Genomic DNA, 21,749 nt, shown 5'->3' on the forward strand with positions numbered 1-21,749 from the left:
GGGTGTTATTTACATCTTATCGGGGAAGGATTAAAATGCTATCGGAGAGCATAGGAAGAAACGGAGGAAGGTTGTAATGATGGATGTACGGAATAAAAGTTTTCGGGTTATAAGGGATTATGTATACATACTGATAGGGGCAGCAATTACAGCAGTGTCCTTTAATGTCTTTCTGCTTCCTAATAAAATAGCCGCAGGCGGTGTCAGCGGGATCAGTACCATTTTACAGTCATATGGTTTTGAAGCGGCCTATGTGCAGTGGATCATTAATATTCCCTTATTTATAGCCGGTATCATTTTGCTTGGCGGTAAATTTGGACTCAAGACACTCGCGGGTTCTGTCTTTTTGCCTCTTGTCGTGTTTTTGACGAGAGACATTCAGCCTGCTACACATCATGAGCTTCTGGCGGCGATTTTTGGCGGCGTCGGCATCGGGATTGGAATCGGCATTGTGTACTTAGGCAAAGGATCAACCGGGGGAACGGCATTAGCGGCTCAAATCATTCATAAGTACACAGGTCTCTCATTAGGGACCTGTCTCGCGATCATTGACGGTTTGATTGTTGTTACGGCGATGATCGTATTTAATATAGAGCAGGGACTGTATGCCATGCTTGGGGTGTATGTATCAAGCAAAACCATTGATGTCGTCCAAGTCGGCTTTAACCGCTCTAAAATGGCGCTTATCATTACAAAACAGGAACAGGCCGTGAAGGAAGCTGTTTTTAAAAAAATTGACAGAGGCGTTACGAAAATTTCTGCAGTCGGCGGATATACTGACGATGAACGGCCGATTTTAATGTGCGTGGTTGGCCAAACTGAATTCACGAAATTGAAACAAATCGTCAAACAGATTGATGAGACTGCTTTTGTGATTGTAGCAGATGCAAGCGAGGTGCTGGGCGAGGGTTTCAAACGCGCTTAAACGGGGTTATAATATGGAAGAGATCGTAAAGGAGTTGTGCTTCTCAACATGAAATCAAAACTATCGATACTAATGCTTGTATTTGCCATTTCTGCCCTGCTGGCTGCCTGCGGTTCTAACGATGCAAAAGAAGAGAAGACAGACAACGGCAGCAAAACAGAAGCCTCTGCGTCTGAAGGGGAAGAATTATATCAGCAGAGCTGTGTAGGCTGCCACGGCAAGGATTTAGAAGGTGTGTCAGGACCTAATCTCCAAGAGGTTGGGGGCAAATACGACGAAGAAAAAATTGAAAGCATTATTAAAAACGGACGGGGCAATATGCCGAAGGGGCTTGTAGATGATAAGGAAGCCGCTTCAATTGCCAAATGGCTGTCAGAGAAAAAGTAAGAGGAGAAAATCTTTGCCGCGATTCGGGCAAGGATTTTTTTATGCCGAAATCATGATGAATGAAAAGAAACTGTAATAGTATTATGTCTAAATTTGACGTATAATGAAGTGTGTTGAAAATCAAACTTTCAGATTTTTCATCTTTTTACAAATGAATGGGTCATAAACTGTCGAATGCTTTCGAAGAGTATGACCGTGCGACATAAAATGATATAAAAGATTAGGTGATTTCATGATAGAGATGAAAGAAGTATACAAAGCCTATCCGAACGGTGTAAAGGCGCTAAACGGGATTTCAGTTACCATTCATCCCGGAGAGTTTGTTTATGTTGTCGGACCGAGCGGAGCGGGTAAATCTACTTTTATTAAAATGATATACAGAGAAGAAAAGCCGACAAAAGGGCAAATTTTACTCAATCATAAAGATCTCGCATCGGTTAAAGAAAAAGAGATTCCTTTCGTGCGGCGTAAAATAGGTGTAGTCTTCCAGGACTTCAAGCTTCTCCCGAAACTTACTGTGTTTGAGAATGTGGCTTTTGCCCTTGAAGTAATTGGAGAACAGCCGTCTGTCATTAAAAAACGGGTGCTTGAAGTGCTTGATTTGGTGCAGCTGAAGCATAAAGCGAGACAATTCCCTGACCAGCTTTCAGGCGGGGAGCAGCAGCGTGTCTCTATAGCCAGATCAATTGTGAACAGCCCTGATGTTGTCATTGCAGATGAACCTACGGGAAACCTTGATCCGGATACGTCTTGGGAAGTCATGAAGACGCTGGAGGAGATTAATAACCGCGGAACAACAGTCGTAATGGCGACACATAATAAAGAAATCGTAAACACCATTAAGAAACGTGTCATTGCAATCGAAGATGGTATCATTGTGCGTGATGAGTCAAGAGGGGAGTATGGTTCTTATGATTAAAATTCTCGGGCGCCATTTGCGTGAGAGTTTTAAATCTCTCGGGAGAAACACATGGATGACGTTTGCATCCATTAGTGCAGTAACCGTTACGCTGATTTTAGTCGGCGTGTTTTTAGTGATTATGCTGAATTTGAATAACATGGCTACGAATGCTGAAAAAGAAGTCGAAATCAAGGTATTGGTTGATCTGACTGCAGATAAGAAGGCACAGGACAAGCTGCAGAACGAGATAAAAGACCTGAACGGCATTCAAAGCGTCACTTTTTCATCTAAAGAAAAAGAGCTTGACCAGTTAGTTGACAGTTTTGGAGACAGCGGAAAATCCCTGACGATGCAGGATCAGGAAAACCCGCTGAATGACGCGTTTGTCGTGAAAACGACCGATCCGCATGATACGCCAAATGTCGCGAAAAAGATAGAAAAAATGGATCATGTTTATAAAGTTACTTACGGAAAAGAAGAGGTCAGCCGTTTGTTTAAAGTGGTCGGCGTTTCCCGCAACATCGGAATCGCGTTAATTATCGGCTTATTGTTTACGGCGATGTTCTTAATTTCCAACACCATCAAAATTACGATTTTTGCAAGAAGAAAAGAAATTGAAATCATGAAGCTTGTTGGTGCGACGAACTGGTTTATCCGCTGGCCGTTTTTCCTTGAAGGATTGCTGCTCGGCGTATTCGGTTCAGTCATTCCGATCGCGCTTGTCTTGAGCACTTATCAATATGTTATCGGATGGGTCGTTCCGAAGGTTCAAGGATCATTTGTCTCTCTTCTTCCATATAATCCGTTTGTATTCCAAGTCTCGCTTGTATTAATTGCAATTGGCGCAGTGATTGGAGTATGGGGAAGCCTGACTTCCATCCGCAAGTTTTTGCGGGTATAAACATAAGAAAAGCCATCCCGATTGCGGGACGGCTTTTTTCTTTTGCCTTCTTTTTCTTCTATGATTACATGAAATCTCCATCCTTTACATATACTATCTCTAGGTTTTGCAAAGACAGTCTGGCATACAGGAGGAGTAAAGGATGAATCAAAAAATAATCGCTGTGATAGCGGCGGGGAGCATGCTGTTCGGAGGCGCCGGCGTATATGCGGGAATGAACCTGCTGGAAGCCGAAAAGCCGGAAGCCGCAGCTGTTGCCGCAACGGCTCAAGCTGACTCTGATCGGGCTGCAGCTATGGATAAAATTGAAAAAGCATATGAATTGATTTCGAATGAATATGTAGAAAAGGTTGATAGAGAAAAGCTGCTTGAAGGAGCCATTCAAGGGATGCTGTCTACATTAAACGATCCTTATTCCGTCTATATGGACAAGCAGACGGCAAAGCAATTTTCTGATTCTCTTGATTCCTCTTTCGAAGGCATCGGGGCTGAGGTTGGAGTGGAAGAAGGCAAAATCATTATTGTGTCGCCATTTAAACAATCTCCTGCGGAAAAAGCCGGGCTGAAGCCGAATGATGAAATCATCAGTATTGATGGAGAATCGATGGCGGGCAAGGATTTAAATGACGCTGTCTTAAAAATAAGAGGAAAGAAAGGTTCCAGCGTGTCAATAAAGATTCAGCGGCCCGGGACGAAGAAGCAATTGTCATTCCGCATTAAGAGAGCTGAAATTCCGCTTGAAACGGTGTTTGCTTCAGAGAAAAAAGTGCAGGGGCATTCTGTCGGGTATATCGCCATTTCTACTTTTTCTGAGCATACGGCGGAGGATTTTGCAAAAGCATTGGGCAAGCTTGAGAAAAAAGGAATTGAAGGCCTTGTGCTGGATGTTCGAGGAAACCCGGGAGGATATCTTCAAAGTGTTGAAGAGATTCTTAAGCATTTCATTACAAAGGATCAGCCGTACATTCAGATTGCTGAACGCAATGGAGATAGAAAACGTTATTTTTCAACATTGACCCATAAAAAAACATACCCTGTCAATGTCATCACAGATAAGGGGAGCGCCTCTGCTTCTGAAATTCTTGCAGGCGCATTAAAAGAAGCGGGGCATTATGATGTTGTAGGTGACACGTCGTTCGGAAAGGGAACTGTTCAACAAGCTGTACCGATGGGAGACGGCAGCAATATTAAATTGACGCTTTACAAGTGGCTGACGCCAAACGGGAATTGGATTCATAAGAAGGGTGTTAAGCCGACCATTGCGATAAAGCAGCCTGATTATTTCTCCGCAGGTCCATTGCAGCTAAAAGAGCCTCTTAAAGCTGATATGAACAATGAAGATGTGAAACATGCACAGGTTTTGCTGAAAGGACTCAGTTTTGATCCGGGTCGGGAAGACGGCTATTTCAGTAAAGAAATGAAAAAAGCGGTTTTGGCCTTTCAGGATCAAAACAAGCTCGCAAAAACGGGTGTGATTGACAATCGCACCGCGGAGAAAATAAATCATTTAATTGAAATGAAAAAATCAGATGAAAAAAATGATTTGCAGCTTCAAACGGCGCTTAAATCATTATTTGTCAATTAAAGGAGATGGTGTTCCATCTCCTGTTTCTTTGTGCTTAATGAATAAATAATCCATAAGTCACATAAAAATTGAGTTTTTGACAAGATATTAAAAAATTTTTCACAAATAAACATTTATAAAGGACCGAGATTACCCGATATCAATATATGAGAGAGACTTTCTAACGAGAAAATATGCATTTAAAATGAAACTTTTGCAAGTTGCCTAGTCTTTGTTTACTTCATACAATATAAGAAGGTTCTAAAAAGAACAGTAATCAGGTTTATGGCAGCTGAACTACAGGTATTTAAAAGAGAAACGTTAGCGAGAATGCTTGTTAGCACTCCAGTACTGCTGCTTATACTGGCCCGTGCTTATCTGTACAAAGAAAATGGGGGTTCACAATTGAAGAGGGCAAGTATTGTGCGTGAAAAAAAATATTATGAATTAGTGGAACAATTAAAAGACAGAACACAAGACGTAACATTTTCAGCTACAAAAGCACTAAGTCTTCTTATGCTGTTTAGCAGGTACCTAGTGAATTACACAAATGTTGAATCGGTCAATGACATTAATGAAGAATGTGCCAAGCATTATTTTAATTACTTAATGAAAAACCATAAACGATTAGGAATCAATCTGACAGATATAAAGAGGTCGATGCACCTGATCAGCGGGTTATTGGACGTTGATGTAAACCATTATTTAAAGGATTTTTCACTATCGAATGTCACGCTGTGGATGACGCAAGAGAGATAAACCCTCCTGAGGATATCCAAGCCATTTAATATTTGATAGAATATGAGTAATATGTTTGGCTTGAGGCGGTGAAAGATAGTGTCTGTTCAATGGGGATTTGAACTGTTAAAAAGTGCGGGCCTGTTCTTTTTGCACCCGCTATTCTGGTTTTTTGTCATTGTAAGTCTGGCTTTCGGATATGTGAGGATCAAACGTGAGCGAAAAACCTTTCATACAAGAATAGCAGACATTTATGATGAACTGAAATTTACATATACAAAAGGGTTAATTCCCGGTATCCTTTTGTCTATTGTTTTAGGGGTACTCGGAATTTCTATTCCTCTCGGTATGCTTGCGATTATTGCCGTTATGACTGCAGCGGCAGCGCTCACTCTTCGCGCAAACTGGATGTCTGCTGCATATATCGTCAGTGTGAGTATGCTGATAGGTTTTGGACTGCAAGTGAATCAGGCTGAACCTTTTCTGGATCGGTTTCCGCAAGGCTTTGCGGTCATGTGGCCGGCCCTGGCGGTGTTTTTGGGTTTATTGGTTATCGCTGAAGGAGCGGTTGCATATCGTTCTGCCCATGTGAAAACATCACCGGGATTGGTCGTCAGCAGCCGCGGTTTGCCGATCGGTCAGCAGCTTGCAAACCGTATATGGCTTTTACCGCTGTTTATTCTTGTACCTGGCAATGGATTAGAATCACACCTCAGCTGGTGGCCTGTGTTTTCTGTTCCCGGAGGGTCATTCCATTTTCTGTGGATACCTTACTTTGTCGGATTCGGCCAAAGGGTGCAGGGTTCCCTTCCTGAAACGAGTATAAGAATCACAGCGAAGCGAGTCTGTATACTCGGGCTTATTGTCTCCGCTCTCGGTGCAGCGAGTTTGCTGTGGACGCCGCTTGCGGGTGCAGCTGTCTGTGCGGCTGTATTAGGACGTATTTTTCTGTCCGTGAAGCAAAGGGTAAACGACAATGCAGCACCGTTTTATTTCTCCAAGCGTGATCAAGGCTTAATGGTGCTTGGCATTATACCAAATACACCGGCTGAAGATTTGGAATTAAAAATCGGAGAAATTATTACGAAAGTCAACGGCGTGCCCGTTAAGCACGTATCAGATTTTTATGAAGCGCTCCAGCGCAACCGTGCGTATGTGAAACTTGAAATTATCGGTCTGAACGGGGAGATTCGCTTTGATCAGCGTGCGTCTTATGAGGGAGAACATCATGAATTGGGCATTCTGTTCGTAAAGGATGACCGTGAAGATGAAGCAGCCGCTTTGCCTGGATCATAAAAAACAGCCCGGCACCACATATTTTGTGTGGCGCCGGGCTGTTTTGTTTTACGCTGAATTTTGTTCCATGCGTGCCGTTTCGTCAGATTTGATGCCTAACGAAACAAAAACACCAATGATGGATACCGCGAAGAGAATAATAAATAACGTGTGATACCCAGAAATCAGGCCAATTAAGGCTGACGAAATAATGCTTCCGAAATAACGGAAGGTCGAGAAAATGCCGGAAGCCACTCCGGACATCGTGGGCTCTACTGTGGCAAGGGATGACACCTGCATGCTGGTCAGTCCGACTCCGGATGCAAGCCCTCCGAGAATAAGAGAGATCATCAGGAAGAAAACGGAATGGGAGCTGCTCAAGAGCAAAAATAACAAATTGGCTCCGGCCATCATCGCAAATGAGAGAAATATGATTTTTTTCGCACCCCATTTATGATGGAGCTGAGCGCCTGCCCAATTGCTCGCCGACATAAATATCGAAAAGACGGAAAGCGCCATGCCGCTGTTAGACGTATTAAGCCCAAACTGGTTTGTCATGAATAACGGCATAATCAATAAGACGGCATACATCATTAGATTGCTTAACAAGACGGATAGATTGGCATTTGTAAAGGTTGAGCTTTTAAACAGCGCAAAATCAATGATTGGATGCTGTGTGCGTTTTTCCCGTCTGAAAAAAAGCGGGACAAAAAGCAGTATCAATATGCTGTATAATGCATAGCCCCATGAAGACTCATTTTTCGTCAGCAGGATAATCGAAACGATGCTGCCTGCCAGCAAGAGAGAGCCGATAATATCCAGCGGCGCCTCTGATTTGTTTTCTTTATATTGAGGAAACATGGTCAATGCTGTAAATAAAGCAATGGCGAGAAACGGGATGTTGACCCAAAAAATCGAATGCCAGCTGAAGCTGTCAATCAAAAGAGAGCCGATAAACGGCCCGAGAGCGGCGCCCAGACCCGCGCCGAGCCCGAAATAGCCAAATACTTTCGGAAGGCGTTTCTCTGATACAACGTGCCGGATAATGGCAATGCTGTTTGGCGTGAGCAGTGCCCCGCCGACAGCCTGCAAAGCCCGAAATACAATTAACAAAAACAGGCTCGGCGATAGAGCGCAGCCTAATGAAGCAATCAGAAACAGGCCGACGCCCCATAAATACATGGTTTTATTGCCGTACATGTCACCGAGTTTTCCGGCTATTGGCTGTGTGACGGCCATGACGATTAAATAAACGGTAACCACCCAAGTGATGCTTGCGATGGATTCGTTATACGTATGTGATATAGATGAAAGCGCGACTGCGATCATCGTTGAGTTAATGGGAACCAGGATGGCCCCCAATAAAAGTGAGACGATCAGCGCCCATTCTTTTTTTGAGCTCATTGGGATCCTCCTTTTGTTTTGCCAAGGAGCTAACGGGCAGTAATTCCTTTGACGAATACAGCTGTACTATGCTCCAGCATTTTTTCCTGGGGCATTGTAATCACTCTGTCTCCTAAATGAAGACGGTGTACAAAGTAACCGAAAATCATCGAAATAAATACATCGGCATGTTCCGATTCATCTCCTGTCTGGATAGCCCCTTTCTCACCCATGCTTGTGAGATAATCAACTAAAAGCTGTTTCATAGATTGGGGATATTCAGTCACATGGTTGATGACATCCTGAAACATGGCCGGTTCACGAAAGCTGATTTTAATTATATCTTTTCTTTGTTCAAGCTCTTCCAGCAGACAGGTTCCGATATGCAGCAGGTCTTTATACAAATCTCCCTCTGTTTGCTCAAAGATGCGATTTCGATTTGCAGAATGCTGAGAAAGCAGAGCCTCGACAAGCCCCTGTTTGTTTTTAAAATTCCTGAAAATCGTCGCTTCACTTACATTTGCTTTTTCTGCAATTTCTTTTGTCGTCGTTGCACGATATCCTTTTTTGACGAGCAGCTGCATGGCAGCGTCTAGGATTCTGCGGTTTGTCGGTCTCAATACATTTCACCTCACGAATATACTGGCAGGACAAGTATACACCTGCCCCGCTTGTATAATAAAGAGGGTGGGCGCATCAGGACCGGCTGACAACTGTGATTTTGCCGCTGTTTCCGTCTACAGTGACGATGTCTCCATCTCGAAGCCTTTCTGTCGCTGCACGTGTGCCGAGAACAGCCGGAATGCCGTATTCCCGTGCGATAATCGCTGCGTGAGACAAGATTCCTCCGGTGTCTGTAATAATGGCTTTGGCATCTTGAAACAGGCTGGTCCATAGCGGTGTCGTCATTTTGCAAACCAGGATGTCTCCAGGCGCGAATCGAGAAAACTCACTGGCATCCCGAATCAATTTAACCGGCCCTGTTGCGATACCGCTTGATGCTGCAATTCCGAAAATATCATTCTCCGTGTTTTTTTCATCTTCTATGACAGCACCGACAATTTCTTCAGCCGCTTTCAGCTGCGCTTTTGTCGGTGTACCGAGATAAGCAGGCGCCTGTGCCAGCTCATACTCATGAAAGATTTGTCTCCGTTTTTCAGCCTTCTCTTGAAGGGATACGGGATGAAGGAGCGCGTTTTCCACCTCGTCATCATATAAGAACCAAAGGTCTTCTCGATCTCGGATCACACCGCTTTTTGCCAGCAATTCTCCTACCTTCAGCAAAAAGACTCTTGCCTTGGCATCCAGCATAGCATCAATGTAAAAATGATGATCATCTTTAATATTGGACGAATTCAGCGTCCATTGATAATAACGTTCAAATTCTTTCTGCAAAGCGGAATCCTCAATGCTTTGCAAGAATTCATTGTACAACTTCTCACGTTTTTCAATGGTCTTCTTAAATTCGTTGTCAAAATGATAGCCATTGCGGACGTAGTTTTGAATATGAGTCAATGCGTAATATGGATTCTCTGCCCAAGTCTGTTCAATCAGATCGTGGCTTTTTACAGATCTCCATCCGTATTCCTGTAAAAATTCATTGATTTTTTGCAGGAAACGTCTGCCCTCGTCGATTTGTTCTAATTTCTTCTGCAGCTGTTGCGGCTCGGTATGCTCAAAAATGGCTGTCAGACTCGGATTTTCTCGTACTTCAACGGAGAATTGCCATAGGCCGCGGTCTGTTTCCAGCGATTTGTTCATGACTCCTGTCAGCATTTCATAAAAATGTGAGTTTTCAGCTTCACCCTGAATGTTTTGATACATTGCTTGCAGTTTGTTCGTCAACAGAATTTGCGGGAAAACGATATTGAAGTGTTCCTCATAGGCCGTGAGATAAAAGGCCTTCAGTTTTTTAAAGGCCTCCAGCGCACTTTCCGGAGTGTGTTCCGTTTGTGTGAGTTGGTCCAATGTCCGGTAAAACGGAAGGTACGTGTTATGAATGATGTCGTACATGCGCTCGGCCAATATCGGAAAAAGCTCTTCGGCACTGTCCTCAGGAGGCTGTTGTTGTCCGCCTTGATTTTTTGAATAAATATGTCCCCGGTAAACTTTTACTTCATCGACGATGACACCGATCGGGAACTGCTGCATACTTTTCTTTAAGCCGTATTCAAGTGCGGGCACAATAAAAGATGAAAATAGCGGACTGACCGGGCCTTCGATGTTGGACTCCATATTGAGCCAAAAATCATCCATATCCTCGCCGGTGATCATGAAGTTCCGTTCTTCCTCAGCCGCTTTTTTATCCTGTTCAATGGTGGTAATTGGCCGTGCCTGCAGAAGGTACAGTTTATGATTGGCGATGCCGAATTCTAAATCAACAGGATATCCGTATAGGGCTTCGGTTTTTTTGGTGATTTCAGCCAGCTCAATTACCTGTTCATCTGTAAGGCAAAAACGGCTGCGCATGTCTTCGCTCGTTTCTTTTTCGGCAATACCTTCTGCTGCGGACTCCATGTAGATCTCTTTTAAACCCATTTCTTTCTGAATCTCAAATGAAGCTTTATGAACGATATACGTGTCAGGAGTGACGCTTCCTGATACGACCGCTTCTCCCAGGCCGTAGCTGGCGCTGATTAATAACTCTCTATCATCATGGGTAACGGGATTTTGGCTGAAAATCACACCCGATATTTCTGAATTAATCAGGCCCTGCACCACAACACCCATTAACGGCTCTGCGATTTGATTGTTCATTTTCTTCTTATAGCGGCTGACCCTGCCTGAGAAAAAGGAGGCCCAGCATTCTTTCACCTTAGCCAGAAATTCTTCTTCTGTTTTTATATTTAAATAGGTTTCATATTGACCGGCGAATGAAGCGCCCTCTAAATCTTCTGAGGCTGATGATGAGCGGACGGCCACGGAACGATATGATTCTCTCAGCTCGTAAAAGGAGCTCGTCAGCTCGTTCTTTAGCTCATCTGAAAATGCTCCGGCAATAATGGCATTTTCGATATTTTCGCTTGAATCATGAAGCTGATTATCCTCCATAAAACGGGCGAGAGCGTTCGTTTGAATGATAAACCCATCTGGAACAGGAAGTCCGTGTTTGGTCAGTTTAATCAGATTCATGCCTTTTGCTCCAGCCAGCTGACTGGATTCTTCAGCTTGGCGAAATAACACAGAGTACATGTTTAAAACCCCTCTTTCCTTAGTATTTTTCTCTCTATCTTTTATTTTTGGGAGCCAATGTTCAAAAAAATGATAGTGAACACTATCACTCAATTGTAGGTTTATAGGAAAATGTTGTCAAACGCAAAAAGCCCTAAATAAAATGAATATTTAAGTTAGTTAGATGATCATGAAAAATAAAACTGAGCGGGTCTGTTTGCTTATTTTTTCGTATTCGCAAATCGTTTCACTGAGCTTTCAGATCGCTGTTGGTCAAGCTTCCTTCACTTAAACGAGACTTAATACCTACCTTCCTGTTGATTTGACAATCAGTACAGTTTCAGCTCTCATTCAGCCGCACTAAAGTCAATTTTTCTTTATATTTGATACCGTCTATTTTGCCTGCCGGTAATCTATTATTTTATTATGAACATTTCTTCTGTCCGGGTTGAATAGCTGGATTTGGGTCTTGCCAAAAAATCGGATGAGGCATCTGTCTATCTATAAGAAGAGAGTTTTGCGGCAGGGCACGATGATTGAATTGAACTGAAAAAGGGTATGGTGTAGAAAGAGGGAACCATTGCACGATTGTCCGATTCTTCATTTTTTACTATAATCAAATCAGATGAAGAATCCCTGAGGAGGGTTTTTGTGATTACAAAAGCCGTTTTTGCATTATTTTTCCCTTTTATGCTTGTCGTCCTATTTACGAGAGTGACCTTTAACCATTACGTGGCGATCGCTCTTACAGCTGCACTGCTGTTTGCTTCTTATTTAAAAGGCTATACAGAAACGTATTTTATTGTGGGATTAGATGTTGTCTCCCTTGTGGCCGGCGGACTTTACATGGCCAAAAAAGCTGCTGAGAAAAAAGAAGAATAAACCGGACATAATGAATATAAAGATGAATTCCTGCTTTTACGTTTTAAAAGCAGGTTTTTTATACATGAAAATAGCTGGAAATAAAAAACCACCGAACTTTAGTTCGTATTTTTGGTGATTTTGCTTTCCATTGTGTTACTATATCTATAGGAAGATTTCGTTAAAGAAACGGAGGCTTATTTGTGAAAGATCGCTTTGAGTTAGTCTCAAAATACCAGCCCCAGGGAGATCAGCCGAAAGCCATTGAAAAGCTTGTCAAAGGCATTCAGGAGGGCAAGAAGCATCAGACTCTGCTGGGTGCAACAGGAACGGGCAAAACATTTACGGTGTCCAATTTGATTAAAGAAGTCAATAAGCCGACACTCGTCATTGCCCATAACAAAACCCTTGCCGGACAGCTTTACAGCGAGTTTAAGGAATTTTTTCCGAACAATGCTGTCGAGTATTTTGTCAGCTACTATGATTATTATCAGCCGGAGGCGTATGTGCCTCAAACGGATACATTTATAGAGAAAGATGCCAGCATTAATGATGAAATTGATAAACTCAGACACTCCGCTACATCGTCTCTGTTTGAACGGAGAGATGTGATTATCATTGCGAGTGTGTCTTGTATTTACGGTCTCGGTTCGCCTGAAGAATACCGTGAAATGGTTGTGTCATTGCGTCCTGAAATGGAAATTGAGCGCAACGAGCTGCTTAGAAAGCTTGTTGACATTCAATATGCCCGCAACGACATTGATTTTCAGCGCGGTACGTTTCGTGTGCGCGGAGATGTAGTGGAAATTTTCCCGGCATCCCGTGATGAACACTGTGTAAGAGTCGAGTTTTTCGGAGATGAAATTGAACGGATTAGGGAAGTGGACGCCCTGACCGGAGAAATTTTAGGCGACCGTGAACATATCGCGATTTTCCCGGCATCCCACTTCGTTACGCGGGCCGAAAAAATGGAAAAAGCGATTCAAAATATCGAGAAGGAGCTTGAGGAGCAGCTGAAGGTCATGCATGAAAACGGCAAGCTTCTGGAAGCGCAGCGCTTAGAGCAGCGGACGAGATATGATCTTGAAATGATGCGGGAAATGGGATTCTGCTCCGGCATTGAGAATTATTCAAGACATTTGACGCTTCGCCCGCCGGGTTCAACGCCGTATACGCTTCTCGATTATTTTCCTGACGATTTTATGATTGTGGTGGATGAGTCGCACGTGACGATTCCTCAGGTGCGCGGCATGTTTAACGGAGACCAGGCGAGAAAGCAGGTGCTGGTGGATCACGGATTCCGTCTTCCGTCAGCGCTTGATAACCGCCCGCTCCGGTTTGAAGAATTTGAAAAGCATATGCACAATATCGTCTATGTGTCAGCCACACCAGGGCCGTATGAAATTGAACATACAGATGAAATGATAGAGCAGATCATCCGTCCGACAGGGCTTCTTGACCCGCTTATTGACGTGCGGCCGATTGAAGGCCAGATTGATGATTTAATCGGTGAAATTCACGCGAGAGTTGAACGGAATGAACGGGTGCTTGTAACGACTTTGACGAAGAAGATGTCAGAGGACCTAACCGATTATTTAAAAGAAATCGGCATCAAGGTTAATTATCTGCATTCAGAAATTAAGACGCTTGAACGGATCGAAATTATTCGTGATTTGCGTCTCGGCAAGCATGATGTGCTCATTGGCATCAACCTCCTGAGAGAGGGGCTTGATATTCCGGAAGTATCCCTGGTTGCGATTTTAGATGCGGATAAGGAAGGCTTCCTGCGTTCGGAGCGTTCGCTTATTCAGACGATCGGACGGGCGGCGAGGAACGCGGAAGGCCGTGTCATCATGTACGCCGATAAAATGACGAAGTCTATGGAAATTGCAATTAATGAAACGAAACGCCGGCGCGAGCAGCAGGAGCGGTTTAACGAAGAACACGGCATTACGCCGCAAACGATTAATAAAGAAATTCGTGACGTGATTCGTGCGACTGTGGCTGCTGAGGACAAAGCGGAGTATAAAACAAAAGCTGCGCCGAAGTTGTCGAAAATGACGAAGAAAGAGCGTCAGAAAGTCGTCGAACAAATGGAGCACGAAATGAAGGAAGCCGCCAAGGCGCTTGATTTTGAAAGAGCCGCGGAGCTTCGCGATTTACTTTTAGAGTTAAAAGCGGAAGGATGATGAAAGAATGGCTATGGATCGGATTGAGGTGAAGGGAGCAAGGGCGCACAACCTGAAAAATATTGATGTGACCATTCCGAGAGATCAGCTTGTCGTTGTCACGGGCCTGTCTGGTTCAGGGAAATCCTCCCTTGCCTTTGATACCATATATGCAGAAGGGCAGAGACGATATGTTGAGTCGTTATCCGCCTATGCCCGCCAGTTTTTAGGGCAAATGGATAAGCCTGATGTCGATGCGATTGAAGGGCTTTCTCCTGCCATCAGCATTGACCAGAAAACAACGAGTCGAAACCCGAGATCTACTGTCGGTACGGTAACGGAAATTTATGATTATCTGCGTCTTTTGTATGCGAGAGTAGGAAAGCCGCATTGCCCGGAGCACGGAATCGAAATCACGTCACAGACCATTGAGCAGATGGTGGACAGGATTTTGGAATATCCGGAGCGGACGAAGCTTCAGGTGCTGGCGCCGATTGTGTCCGGCAGAAAAGGCGCTCAAGTAAAAGCGCTTGAGCAGATCAGAAAACAAGGCTATGTCAGAGTCAGAATTGACGGCGAGATGGCCGAGCTCTCTGATGAGATCGAATTAGAAAAGAATAAAAAACATTCAATCGAGGTTGTCATTGACCGGATTGTGGTAAAAGAAGGCGTAGCAGCCCGTCTGTCGGATTCATTGGAGACAGCGCTTCGATTAGGTGAAGGGCGTGTCATGATTGATGTGATCGGTGAGGAAGAGCTGATGTTCAGTGAGCATCATGCCTGTCCGCATTGCGGATTTTCAATCGGTGAACTTGAGCCGCGGCTTTTTTCATTCAACAGCCCATTCGGAGCGTGTCCAACGTGTGACGGTCTAGGTATGAAGCTCGAAGTTGATGCAGATCTTGTCATTCCCAATCAAGATTTGTCGTTGAAAGAGAATGCAATTGCCCCTTGGACGCCGATCAGCTCACAATATTATCCGCAGCTTCTTGAAGCGGTCTGCACCCATTACGGCATTGATATGGATGTACCGGTAAAGGATCTGCCGAAGCATCAGCTGGATAAAGTCCTTTATGGAAGCGGAGATGACCTGATTTATTTCCGTTACGAAAATGATTTCGGGCAAATACGCGAAGGTGAAATCCAATTTGAAGGCGTATTGCGCAACATTGAAAGACGTTACAAGGAGACAGGCTCGGATTTCATCCGTGAGCAGATGGAGCAATATATGTCCCAAAAGGCTTGTCCGACTTGTAAAGGTTATCGGCTAAAGAAAGAGGCGCTTGCGGTACTGGTCGACGGACGTCACATCGGAAAAATTACCGAGCTGTCTGTCGGAAATGCCCTTGATTTCTTCAAAGACCTTACGCTTTCTGAAAAGGATATGAAGATTGCCGATCTGATTTTGCGGGAAATTGTGGAGCGTTTAAGCTTTCTGGACAAAGTCGGACTTGATTATCTGACACTGAGCCGGGCAGCGGGAACATTGTCCGGGGGAGAGGCGCAGCGGATCAGGCTGGCAACTCAAATCGGTTCGCGGTTATCCGGTGTGCTTTATATTTTAGATGAGCCATCAATTGGTCTGCACCAGCGTGATAACGACCGTTTAATCAGCGCGCTGAAAAACATGAGAGACCTGGGGAACACACTGATCGTCGTAGAACATGATGAGGATACGATGATGGCAGCCGATTATTTAATTGATATCGGCCCGGGTGCCGGCATCCACGGAGGACAAGTTATTTCCGCGGGAACTCCGGAAGAAGTCATGGCAGATCAAGATTCGTTAACAGGCAGTTACTTATCAGGGAAGAAATTTATCCCGCTGCCTCCCGAAAGAAGAAAACCGGACGGCCGCTATATTGAGATTAAAGGCGCTTCAGAAAACAATCTGAAAAAGGCAAATGCCAAGTTTCCGCTAGGGACGTTTACAGCGGTTACGGGTGTATCAGGATCGGGAAAAAGCACCCTCGTCAATGAAATACTTCACAAGGCATTAGCGCAAAAGCTTCATAAAGCAAAAGCGAAGCCAGGCAGCCATAAAGAAATCAAAGGCCTCGAACATTTAGACAAAGTCATTGATATTGATCAGGCGCCGATCGGAAGAACGCCGCGGTCAAATCCTGCGACATACACCGGTGTTTTTGATGATATTCGCGATGTATTCGCACAGACAAATGAAGCGAAAGTCCGCGGCTATAAAAAAGGCCGTTTCAGTTTTAATGTGAAGGGCGGACGATGTGAAGCCTGCCGTGGAGACGGGATTATAAAAATTGAAATGCATTTCCTTCCTGACGTATACGTGCCATGTGAAGTGTGCCACGGCAAACGCTACAACCGGGAAACACTTGAAGTGACATACAAAGGAAAAAGCATTTCTGATGTGCTTGATATGACGGTCGAAGATGCTCTTTCTTTTTTTGAAAATATCCCGAAAATTAAGCGCAAGCTCCAAACCCTGTACGATGTTGGTCTTGGTTATATTACGCTCGGCCAGCCGGCGACTACCTTGTCAGGCGGTGAAGCGCAGCGGGTGAAACTTGCATCTGAACTGCATAAACGCTCAACCGGCCGCACGCTGTACATTTTAGATGAACCGACAACAGGTTTGCATGTCGACGATATCGCCAGACTTCTTGTCGTGCTTCAGCGTTTGGTTGATAATGGGGATACAGTGCTTGTCATTGAGCATAATCTTGATATCATCAAGACGTCTGATTATATTGTTGATCTGGGGCCCGAAGGCGGAGCCGGAGGCGGCACCATTGTCGCGTCGGGAACACCGGAGGAAATCACTGAAGTGGAAGAGTCGTATACAGGGCGTTATTTGAAGCCTGTTATGGATCGTGACAAGAAGCGCATGAAGTCACTCTTGGAAGCGAAAGAAACTGCAACATCTTAAAACCCTCTTTTCAGAGGGTTTTCACTTTTCTTTGCAGTATTTATTAAAACGTCTTCTTATACAGCTGCCGGCTCACATTCATTAAATCTTGAACAATATGAGTGCTGCTGCTGTCCAGGAGAACTTTTATATATTGAATGTCATGAGAGATGGGAAGAGGCCCGTGAATCTGTTCAAGCTCGGCTAACATTTCACGGTTCATTCTTTTTTGTTCATGAATCAGTTTTAAAACGGATTCTTGTGTTACTGTATAGTCACTGGGATCTTTCTCCATTGCTTGTCCAGCCTCCTTGATTGCCGTAAGCTTTTTACATATTGTAATCGGTACGGCTGAAAGATTCTACTTCTAAAACTTTTTAAAATCCAATTTCCGTAAATGGAAGCATGTCTAATGGATGATTTTGAAACCTCTGGAGGTTTTATACGTATATCTATCTAAGTAAAACGTCCTGACTTATTGTCACGGATGATTAACGATGGGAGTGGAATAAATTGAACCGTAACCAAGCCATAATTGCATCACTTTGTTATTTCAGCGTCTTTATCGCGCCGGTCATTGTGCCGATTGTCGCTTATTTTGTTGTTGATGAGAAAGAGACAAAACATCACGCGATACGTTCTCTGCTTTCTCACATTGTTCCTTTTGCCGGCTGGCTGGTTTTATTTATCGCTTTTCTTGGCGGGGCTATTGCCATAGATGGGGACAGTGTGATGCCTGTATTTGTGATGATTGGCGGTGCAATCGTATATTTCTTAGTTGTGATTGGCATTATGATTTGGAACGTCATTCAGGGCATTAAGGTGCTGCGTGCAGCATAAGTAGATCATAGGGAGGAGATCGAATGAAGCAGGAAAAGGAAAGAATCCTCAAGCTTGTGGAGGAAGGGAAGCTGACGGCACAGGAAGCATTAACGCTGATTGAAAAGCTCGACAGCGACTATAAGGAAAAAGAAGAAAAAATCACGGCTCTGTCAGTTAACGTTCATGAAGAGGATGAGCCATTTACAGCGGCCAAAAAAGAGGGCAGCAAGCCGTCTTTAGGGGCGAAGCTGTTCGATTGGATTGATTCTGCTGTGAAAAAGGTCAAAGAAGTTGATCTTGATTTGAACTTCGGTCACTCGTTTGACGTACAGCATATTTTTCAATTTAAGGATAATGATTTTTCCAGTGTAGAGCTTCAGATCGCAAACGGCAGCGTAAATATTGTTCCGTGGGAAGACGAGGATATCAGAGCGGAATGCCAGGCGAAGGTATATCGCACTGACAGCCAAGAAGCAGCAAGAGACGCTTTTCTTCAGCATATTGAATGTGAAATCAAAGGAAATAAGTTTTTTATCCGTACAGAAAAGAAAACGATGAAAACCAATGTCACATTGTATATTCCTCAGAAGGAGTATGATAAGATTCGGGTGAAGCTGTTTAACGGACCGATCAGAGGGGAACATTTACATGTAAAAGAGTTCTCGGCGAAAACGACAAATGGCGTGCTGTCGTTCTCGAATTTGACGGCTGAAAAAGCTTCGGCAGAAACGGCGAACGGCCAAATTAAGCTAGCCAATCACAATTGCGGCACGATAGAAGCGGAAACCATTAACGGGCTGATTGATCTGCGCGGAAAAAGCGAATCCATTGATGTTCAAAGCTTTAACGGAAATATCGCGATTACTGTAACAGAATCAGACTGCCGCTCGATTTACACAAAAACGACGACTGGAAATGTGGAGCTGTCGATTCCGGATGATCTTGCGGTGAAGGCTGAACTGAAAAGCAATCTCGGCTCGCTGTCCCACGAATTAATAGATGTTGACATGCTGAAAGAAAAAAATGATACCATTCAAAAAGAAATGATGTTCACTTCTAATCAAGCACATGATCAAAACATCGCCGTTTTCTCCGAATCATTAACTGGCGCCATCAAATTAAAGTATACACAGAGGTGATCGAATGAATAGATTATATCGTTCAGAAAAAAACAGGAAAATGGCCGGCGTCATCGGCGGCCTGGCGGAGTATTTCAACTGGGATGCGTCACTCCTCAGAGTGATAACCGTCATTTTAGCCGTTATGACAAGCGTTATTCCTGTTCTGCTCATATATATCATTTGGATTTTTATTGTTCCGTCAGAAAGGGATATGAAGTAACATGGTCAAATGGGCAGTCAGCATTTTAGTAAATGCTTTATTATTAATCGTCATTGACGGTTACATTGATTCCATTCATATCAGCAGCATCGGGGCAGCGATTATTGCCAGCCTCATTTTATCAATCTTAAACGTGCTGATTAAACCGCTCTTGATTATCTTTACGCTGCCTGTCACAGTTGTGACGCTGGGTCTCTTTTTGTTTGTGATTAATGCCATCACCTTGATGATGACAGCGTCCATTATGGGTGACAGTTTTCAAATTGACGGCTTCGGATCAGCCATCTTGGCATCTGTTGTCCTGTCGGTGTTCCATTTGCTGATTCAAAAAGGCATTTTAGAACCGCTTCGAAAAAAATAAAAGCTGCCATACAAATGGCAGCTTTTTTACATAAGATGTTTTTCTTGTTTGATGTCATGTTTCGCCTGATGCATATACGGCAGAAGGCAAAAGCTCAATATGGCAAATGCGATACCCAAAAGGCCAAAGGACATGACAGACGGCATCCGTGTCAACAGATAAGCTGATATCATCGGGCCGGCCGCCATACCTGTATATCTGACAAAGTTAAAGATTCCGATCGCGCTCCCCCTGTTGTGTTCAAACTCATTGGTGATCATCGTGGAATACAGGGGAGGAATAACCCCCATCGAGACACCGAACAGCGCCAATGTGAGAGCCATAAGAATGATCGAGACGGAATGGGTAAAAGCAAATAAAATGATGCTGACCGCTGCAATTGAATTGCTGTAGACAAACAATGTACTTAAAGGAACTTTTGCCTGTATGTTTTTAAACAGAAAGGTACCAGCGATTGTGCTTAACGCCAGAGGCAAATATAACAGTCCCGCTATCTGTACATCCATATGATAATGTTCCGTCAGCAATATCGGAAGATAGACAATAACCGCAAAATAAATGAAAAAGAGAAAAAAGCTTAAGGTCAGAATGACATTTCCAGCTCTGTTTGTGAAAATGGATTTATAATGAGCAAGCAAACTGCTTGATTTTGCATCTTGCTTTGATCCGCTATGAGAATCCTTAGGGAAGAAAATGCTGTTTGTTGCTAATAAAATAACAGAGATCACCGTCAGCATCCAAAAGATCCCTTCGTGTCCGTAAGCCCCGCCGAGAAATCCCCCGAGGACAGGAGCAATAGCCGGGGCGGCCGAAAGCTGCATTTGATACGTACCCATGGCATTTCCGCGATCATTGCCTGTAAATAGCTGGCCGATTGTGGTGGCTGCAATGAGAGGGAGTGCTGCGGAACCGGCTGCCTGTACGATTCTAAAAATAAGAAACAAAGTAAAATCAGTGGTGACGGCACACACGAAACTGGCTGCCGCCGTTGCCAGTATTCCGGCAAGCAAGACATAACGCGCGCCTTTAAAATCGATGATGGCGCCCAAAATAATTTGCATAATGGCTGTCACAATCATAAAAACTGAAATTGTCAGGTTTACGAGGGTTACAGAGACATGGAAAGATTCTTTAATAATCGGGATGATGGGTGAATACATATTTTGGCTTAAAGAAGCAAAAAATGCGCTGAAACAAACAATATACAAGATCAGCATTGCTTTTGATTTCGTTTGAGCCATAAAACAACCCCCTTTTTTACTTTACAGGTTTCTCTGAAGTATCATCTGTTTGCTCAGCTTCAAGTCTGGAGGTAAGCTGTTCTAAAAATTTCAATACAGCATTCTGTTCATCTTGTGAGAATGAATCAAGGAATTGGTAAAATGCCAGCTCCTTTTTTTTGTGCAGTTTTTCATGCAAATCAAAAATCTGTCTGCCTTTACGGGTTAATTTGAAATAGACTTCTTTTTTGTTATCAGTCAGCTGATAGCGATTGATAAATTCTTCTTTGATCAGTTTTGTGCTGATTTTCGTTACGTTCGCTTTTGATAAGTTCATTTTTTTGGCAATTCCCGTATTATTAATCGGTTCATGTTGGCCAATACAGTCAATGACATGGATGCTAGTCATGTTTTTGGGAACATCAATCACATCTTCTTCTGCGGCCTCCTTAAAGAACTGCTGAAGTGAAGTATTCGCTTTTTGTTCATTAAGATGCAGAAGCCGAACGTATATGTCGTATATCAGCTGTTTTGTCAGACCGGACATAGGCTACCTTCTTTCTTTGAATGAATGGTTTACCAGGAAATAATAAAAATTGTTTATCGGTGAACGATTTGATTTTATCTGTACTTGTTTTTGTTGTCAATTGCTGGTGCTTAAGGAAGCTGAAAAATGACCAGTAAAATAGTGTAAAAACCATGGCATTTACACTTATTTTCAATTTTTTAGGGCTGATGATATTGACACATGGCAGAATAAGGGATGGAATGACCGATGTTTACTGATAAACATTAATTATGATAATCGTCTATGAAACGAAAAAAGGTTATTGCTGAAAATGATCCGTTG

20 protein-coding genes are annotated in these 21,749 nt (G+C 43.6%); 14 read left to right on the forward strand and 6 right to left on the reverse strand.

The genetic code is table 11. The features are described from left to right. Positions 1-79 precede the first annotated feature (79 nt). The 7 genes from ACQVGS_RS03315 to minJ all read left to right on the forward strand — a co-directional run bounded on the left by ACQVGS_RS03315 (position 80) and on the right by minJ (position 6,712). Positions 80-925, forward strand: a complete 846-nt coding sequence (locus tag ACQVGS_RS03315; RefSeq protein WP_069487008.1) for a YitT family protein — start codon at positions 80-82, stop codon at positions 923-925. A gap of 48 nt (positions 926-973) precedes the next feature. Continuing rightward, positions 974-1,312 (forward strand): cytochrome c551, encoded by a 339-nt coding sequence (cccB, locus tag ACQVGS_RS03320; protein ID WP_024123008.1) that lies wholly within the window; start codon positions 974-976, stop codon positions 1,310-1,312. Positions 1,313-1,544: 232 nt separating this feature from the next. Next, the gene (gene ftsE / locus ACQVGS_RS03325; RefSeq protein ID WP_010332047.1) at positions 1,545-2,231 is read left to right on the forward strand and encodes a cell division ATP-binding protein FtsE; all 687 of its coding nucleotides are present in this window, start codon (positions 1,545-1,547) and stop codon (positions 2,229-2,231) included. Further along, positions 2,224-3,114 (forward strand): permease-like cell division protein FtsX, encoded by an 891-nt coding sequence (gene ftsX, locus ACQVGS_RS03330; protein WP_106019938.1) that lies wholly within the window; start codon positions 2,224-2,226, stop codon positions 3,112-3,114. Before ftsE ends, ftsX begins: the two co-directional genes overlap by 8 nt. A 142-nt stretch (positions 3,115-3,256) precedes the next feature. Beyond that, the gene (gene ctpB, locus ACQVGS_RS03335) at positions 3,257-4,699 is read left to right on the forward strand and encodes a carboxy-terminal processing protease CtpB (protein WP_101864698.1); all 1,443 of its coding nucleotides are present in this window, start codon (positions 3,257-3,259) and stop codon (positions 4,697-4,699) included. Between the two features lie 384 nt (positions 4,700-5,083). After that, complete coding sequence (gene swrA / locus ACQVGS_RS03340) at positions 5,084-5,437, forward strand: swarming motility protein SwrAA (RefSeq protein WP_015251121.1); 354 nt, start codon at positions 5,084-5,086, stop codon at positions 5,435-5,437. A 78-nt stretch (positions 5,438-5,515) separates the two neighbouring features. Then, a complete protein-coding gene (gene minJ, locus ACQVGS_RS03345) occupies positions 5,516-6,712 on the forward strand; it encodes a cell division topological determinant MinJ (RefSeq protein WP_101859875.1) in 1,197 nt (398 codons plus the stop codon). A 48-nt stretch (positions 6,713-6,760) separates the two neighbouring features. Here minJ and ACQVGS_RS03350 read toward each other — a convergent pair whose 3' ends face one another. The 3 genes from ACQVGS_RS03350 to ACQVGS_RS03360 form a co-directional block, all read right to left on the reverse strand. After that, positions 6,761-8,095, reverse strand: coding sequence for an MFS transporter (locus tag ACQVGS_RS03350; RefSeq protein WP_106019631.1), 1,335 nt, complete (start codon positions 8,093-8,095; stop codon positions 6,761-6,763). A gap of 29 nt (positions 8,096-8,124) precedes the next feature. Next, positions 8,125-8,694 (reverse strand): TetR/AcrR family transcriptional regulator, encoded by a 570-nt coding sequence (locus tag ACQVGS_RS03355; RefSeq protein WP_024123004.1) that lies wholly within the window; start codon positions 8,692-8,694, stop codon positions 8,125-8,127. A 76-nt stretch (positions 8,695-8,770) separates the two neighbouring features. Continuing rightward, positions 8,771-11,266 (reverse strand): PEP/pyruvate-binding domain-containing protein, encoded by a 2,496-nt coding sequence (locus ACQVGS_RS03360; protein ID WP_127696439.1) that lies wholly within the window; start codon positions 11,264-11,266, stop codon positions 8,771-8,773. 630 nt (positions 11,267-11,896) lie between these two features. Here ACQVGS_RS03360 and ACQVGS_RS03365 point away from each other — a divergent pair. The 3 genes from ACQVGS_RS03365 (at position 11,897) to uvrA (ending at position 17,176) form a co-directional block, all read left to right on the forward strand. Beyond that, complete coding sequence (locus ACQVGS_RS03365; RefSeq protein WP_003228053.1) at positions 11,897-12,127, forward strand: CsbA family protein; 231 nt, start codon at positions 11,897-11,899, stop codon at positions 12,125-12,127. A 182-nt stretch (positions 12,128-12,309) separates the two neighbouring features. Beyond that, positions 12,310-14,295: an excinuclease ABC subunit UvrB gene (uvrB, locus tag ACQVGS_RS03370; RefSeq protein WP_010332039.1), complete on the forward strand. Its 1,986-nt coding sequence runs from the start codon at positions 12,310-12,312 to the stop codon at positions 14,293-14,295. Positions 14,296-14,302: 7 nt separating this feature from the next. Beyond that, positions 14,303-17,176 (forward strand): excinuclease ABC subunit UvrA, encoded by a 2,874-nt coding sequence (gene uvrA / locus ACQVGS_RS03375; protein WP_491830955.1) that lies wholly within the window; start codon positions 14,303-14,305, stop codon positions 17,174-17,176. A gap of 43 nt (positions 17,177-17,219) precedes the next feature. Here uvrA and ACQVGS_RS03380 read toward each other — a convergent pair whose 3' ends face one another. Continuing rightward, complete coding sequence (locus ACQVGS_RS03380; RefSeq protein WP_024123000.1) at positions 17,220-17,450, reverse strand: hypothetical protein; 231 nt, start codon at positions 17,448-17,450, stop codon at positions 17,220-17,222. A gap of 218 nt (positions 17,451-17,668) precedes the next feature. Here ACQVGS_RS03380 and ACQVGS_RS03385 point away from each other — a divergent pair, with 218 nt between their 5' ends. Genes ACQVGS_RS03385 through ACQVGS_RS03400 form a run of 4 tightly spaced genes read left to right on the forward strand, consistent with a single transcriptional unit; the run spans position 17,669 to position 19,679 of the window. Further along, entirely contained in the window at positions 17,669-17,995 is a 327-nt protein-coding gene (locus tag ACQVGS_RS03385) for a hypothetical protein (RefSeq protein ID WP_188323338.1), read from the forward strand. 23 nt (positions 17,996-18,018) lie between these two features. Further along, positions 18,019-19,116, forward strand: a complete 1,098-nt coding sequence (locus ACQVGS_RS03390; protein ID WP_024122998.1) for a DUF4097 family beta strand repeat-containing protein — start codon at positions 18,019-18,021, stop codon at positions 19,114-19,116. Between the two features lie 4 nt (positions 19,117-19,120). Beyond that, entirely contained in the window at positions 19,121-19,318 is a 198-nt protein-coding gene (locus ACQVGS_RS03395; RefSeq protein ID WP_024122997.1) for a PspC domain-containing protein, read from the forward strand. A gap of 1 nt (position 19,319) precedes the next feature. Beyond that, entirely contained in the window at positions 19,320-19,679 is a 360-nt protein-coding gene (locus ACQVGS_RS03400) for a phage holin family protein (RefSeq protein ID WP_010332033.1), read from the forward strand. A gap of 26 nt (positions 19,680-19,705) precedes the next feature. Here the strand turns inward: ACQVGS_RS03400 and ACQVGS_RS03405 are convergent, their stop codons facing one another. Both ACQVGS_RS03405 and ACQVGS_RS03410 read right to left on the reverse strand, forming a co-directional pair. Beyond that, positions 19,706-20,920, reverse strand: coding sequence for an MFS transporter (locus ACQVGS_RS03405; RefSeq protein WP_127696440.1), 1,215 nt, complete (start codon positions 20,918-20,920; stop codon positions 19,706-19,708). A gap of 16 nt (positions 20,921-20,936) precedes the next feature. Then, the gene (locus ACQVGS_RS03410) at positions 20,937-21,446 is read right to left on the reverse strand and encodes a MarR family transcriptional regulator (protein WP_316961113.1); all 510 of its coding nucleotides are present in this window, start codon (positions 21,444-21,446) and stop codon (positions 20,937-20,939) included. Between the last annotated feature and the right edge of the window lie 303 nt (positions 21,447-21,749).

This window comes from Bacillus sp. SD127 (assembly GCF_058566445.1).

What these genes read in the sequence shown, in the direction of transcription:
- ACQVGS_RS03315 (WP_069487008.1), top strand. Translation starts at nt 80, where the DNA reads ATGGATGTACGGAATAAAAGTTTTCGGGTTATAAGGGATTATGTATAC.
- cccB (WP_024123008.1), top strand. Translation starts at nt 974, where the DNA reads ATGAAATCAAAACTATCGATACTAATGCTTGTATTTGCCATTTCTGCC.
- ftsE (WP_010332047.1), top strand. Translation starts at nt 1,545, where the DNA reads ATGATAGAGATGAAAGAAGTATACAAAGCCTATCCGAACGGTGTAAAG.
- ftsX (WP_106019938.1), top strand. Translation starts at nt 2,224, where the DNA reads ATGATTAAAATTCTCGGGCGCCATTTGCGTGAGAGTTTTAAATCTCTC.
- ctpB (WP_101864698.1), top strand. Translation starts at nt 3,257, where the DNA reads ATGAATCAAAAAATAATCGCTGTGATAGCGGCGGGGAGCATGCTGTTC.
- ACQVGS_RS03350 (WP_106019631.1), bottom strand. Translation starts at nt 8,095, where the DNA reads ATGAGCTCAAAAAAAGAATGGGCGCTGATCGTCTCACTTTTATTGGGG.
- ACQVGS_RS03360 (WP_127696439.1), bottom strand. Translation starts at nt 11,266, where the DNA reads ATGTACTCTGTGTTATTTCGCCAAGCTGAAGAATCCAGTCAGCTGGCT.
- uvrA (WP_491830955.1), top strand. Translation starts at nt 14,303, where the DNA reads ATGGCTATGGATCGGATTGAGGTGAAGGGAGCAAGGGCGCACAACCTG.
- ACQVGS_RS03380 (WP_024123000.1), bottom strand. Translation starts at nt 17,450, where the DNA reads ATGGAGAAAGATCCCAGTGACTATACAGTAACACAAGAATCCGTTTTA.
- ACQVGS_RS03390 (WP_024122998.1), top strand. Translation starts at nt 18,019, where the DNA reads ATGAAGCAGGAAAAGGAAAGAATCCTCAAGCTTGTGGAGGAAGGGAAG.
- ACQVGS_RS03395 (WP_024122997.1), top strand. Translation starts at nt 19,121, where the DNA reads ATGAATAGATTATATCGTTCAGAAAAAAACAGGAAAATGGCCGGCGTC.
- ACQVGS_RS03400 (WP_010332033.1), top strand. Translation starts at nt 19,320, where the DNA reads ATGGTCAAATGGGCAGTCAGCATTTTAGTAAATGCTTTATTATTAATC.
- ACQVGS_RS03405 (WP_127696440.1), bottom strand. Translation starts at nt 20,920, where the DNA reads ATGGCTCAAACGAAATCAAAAGCAATGCTGATCTTGTATATTGTTTGT.
- ACQVGS_RS03410 (WP_316961113.1), bottom strand. Translation starts at nt 21,446, where the DNA reads ATGTCCGGTCTGACAAAACAGCTGATATACGACATATACGTTCGGCTT.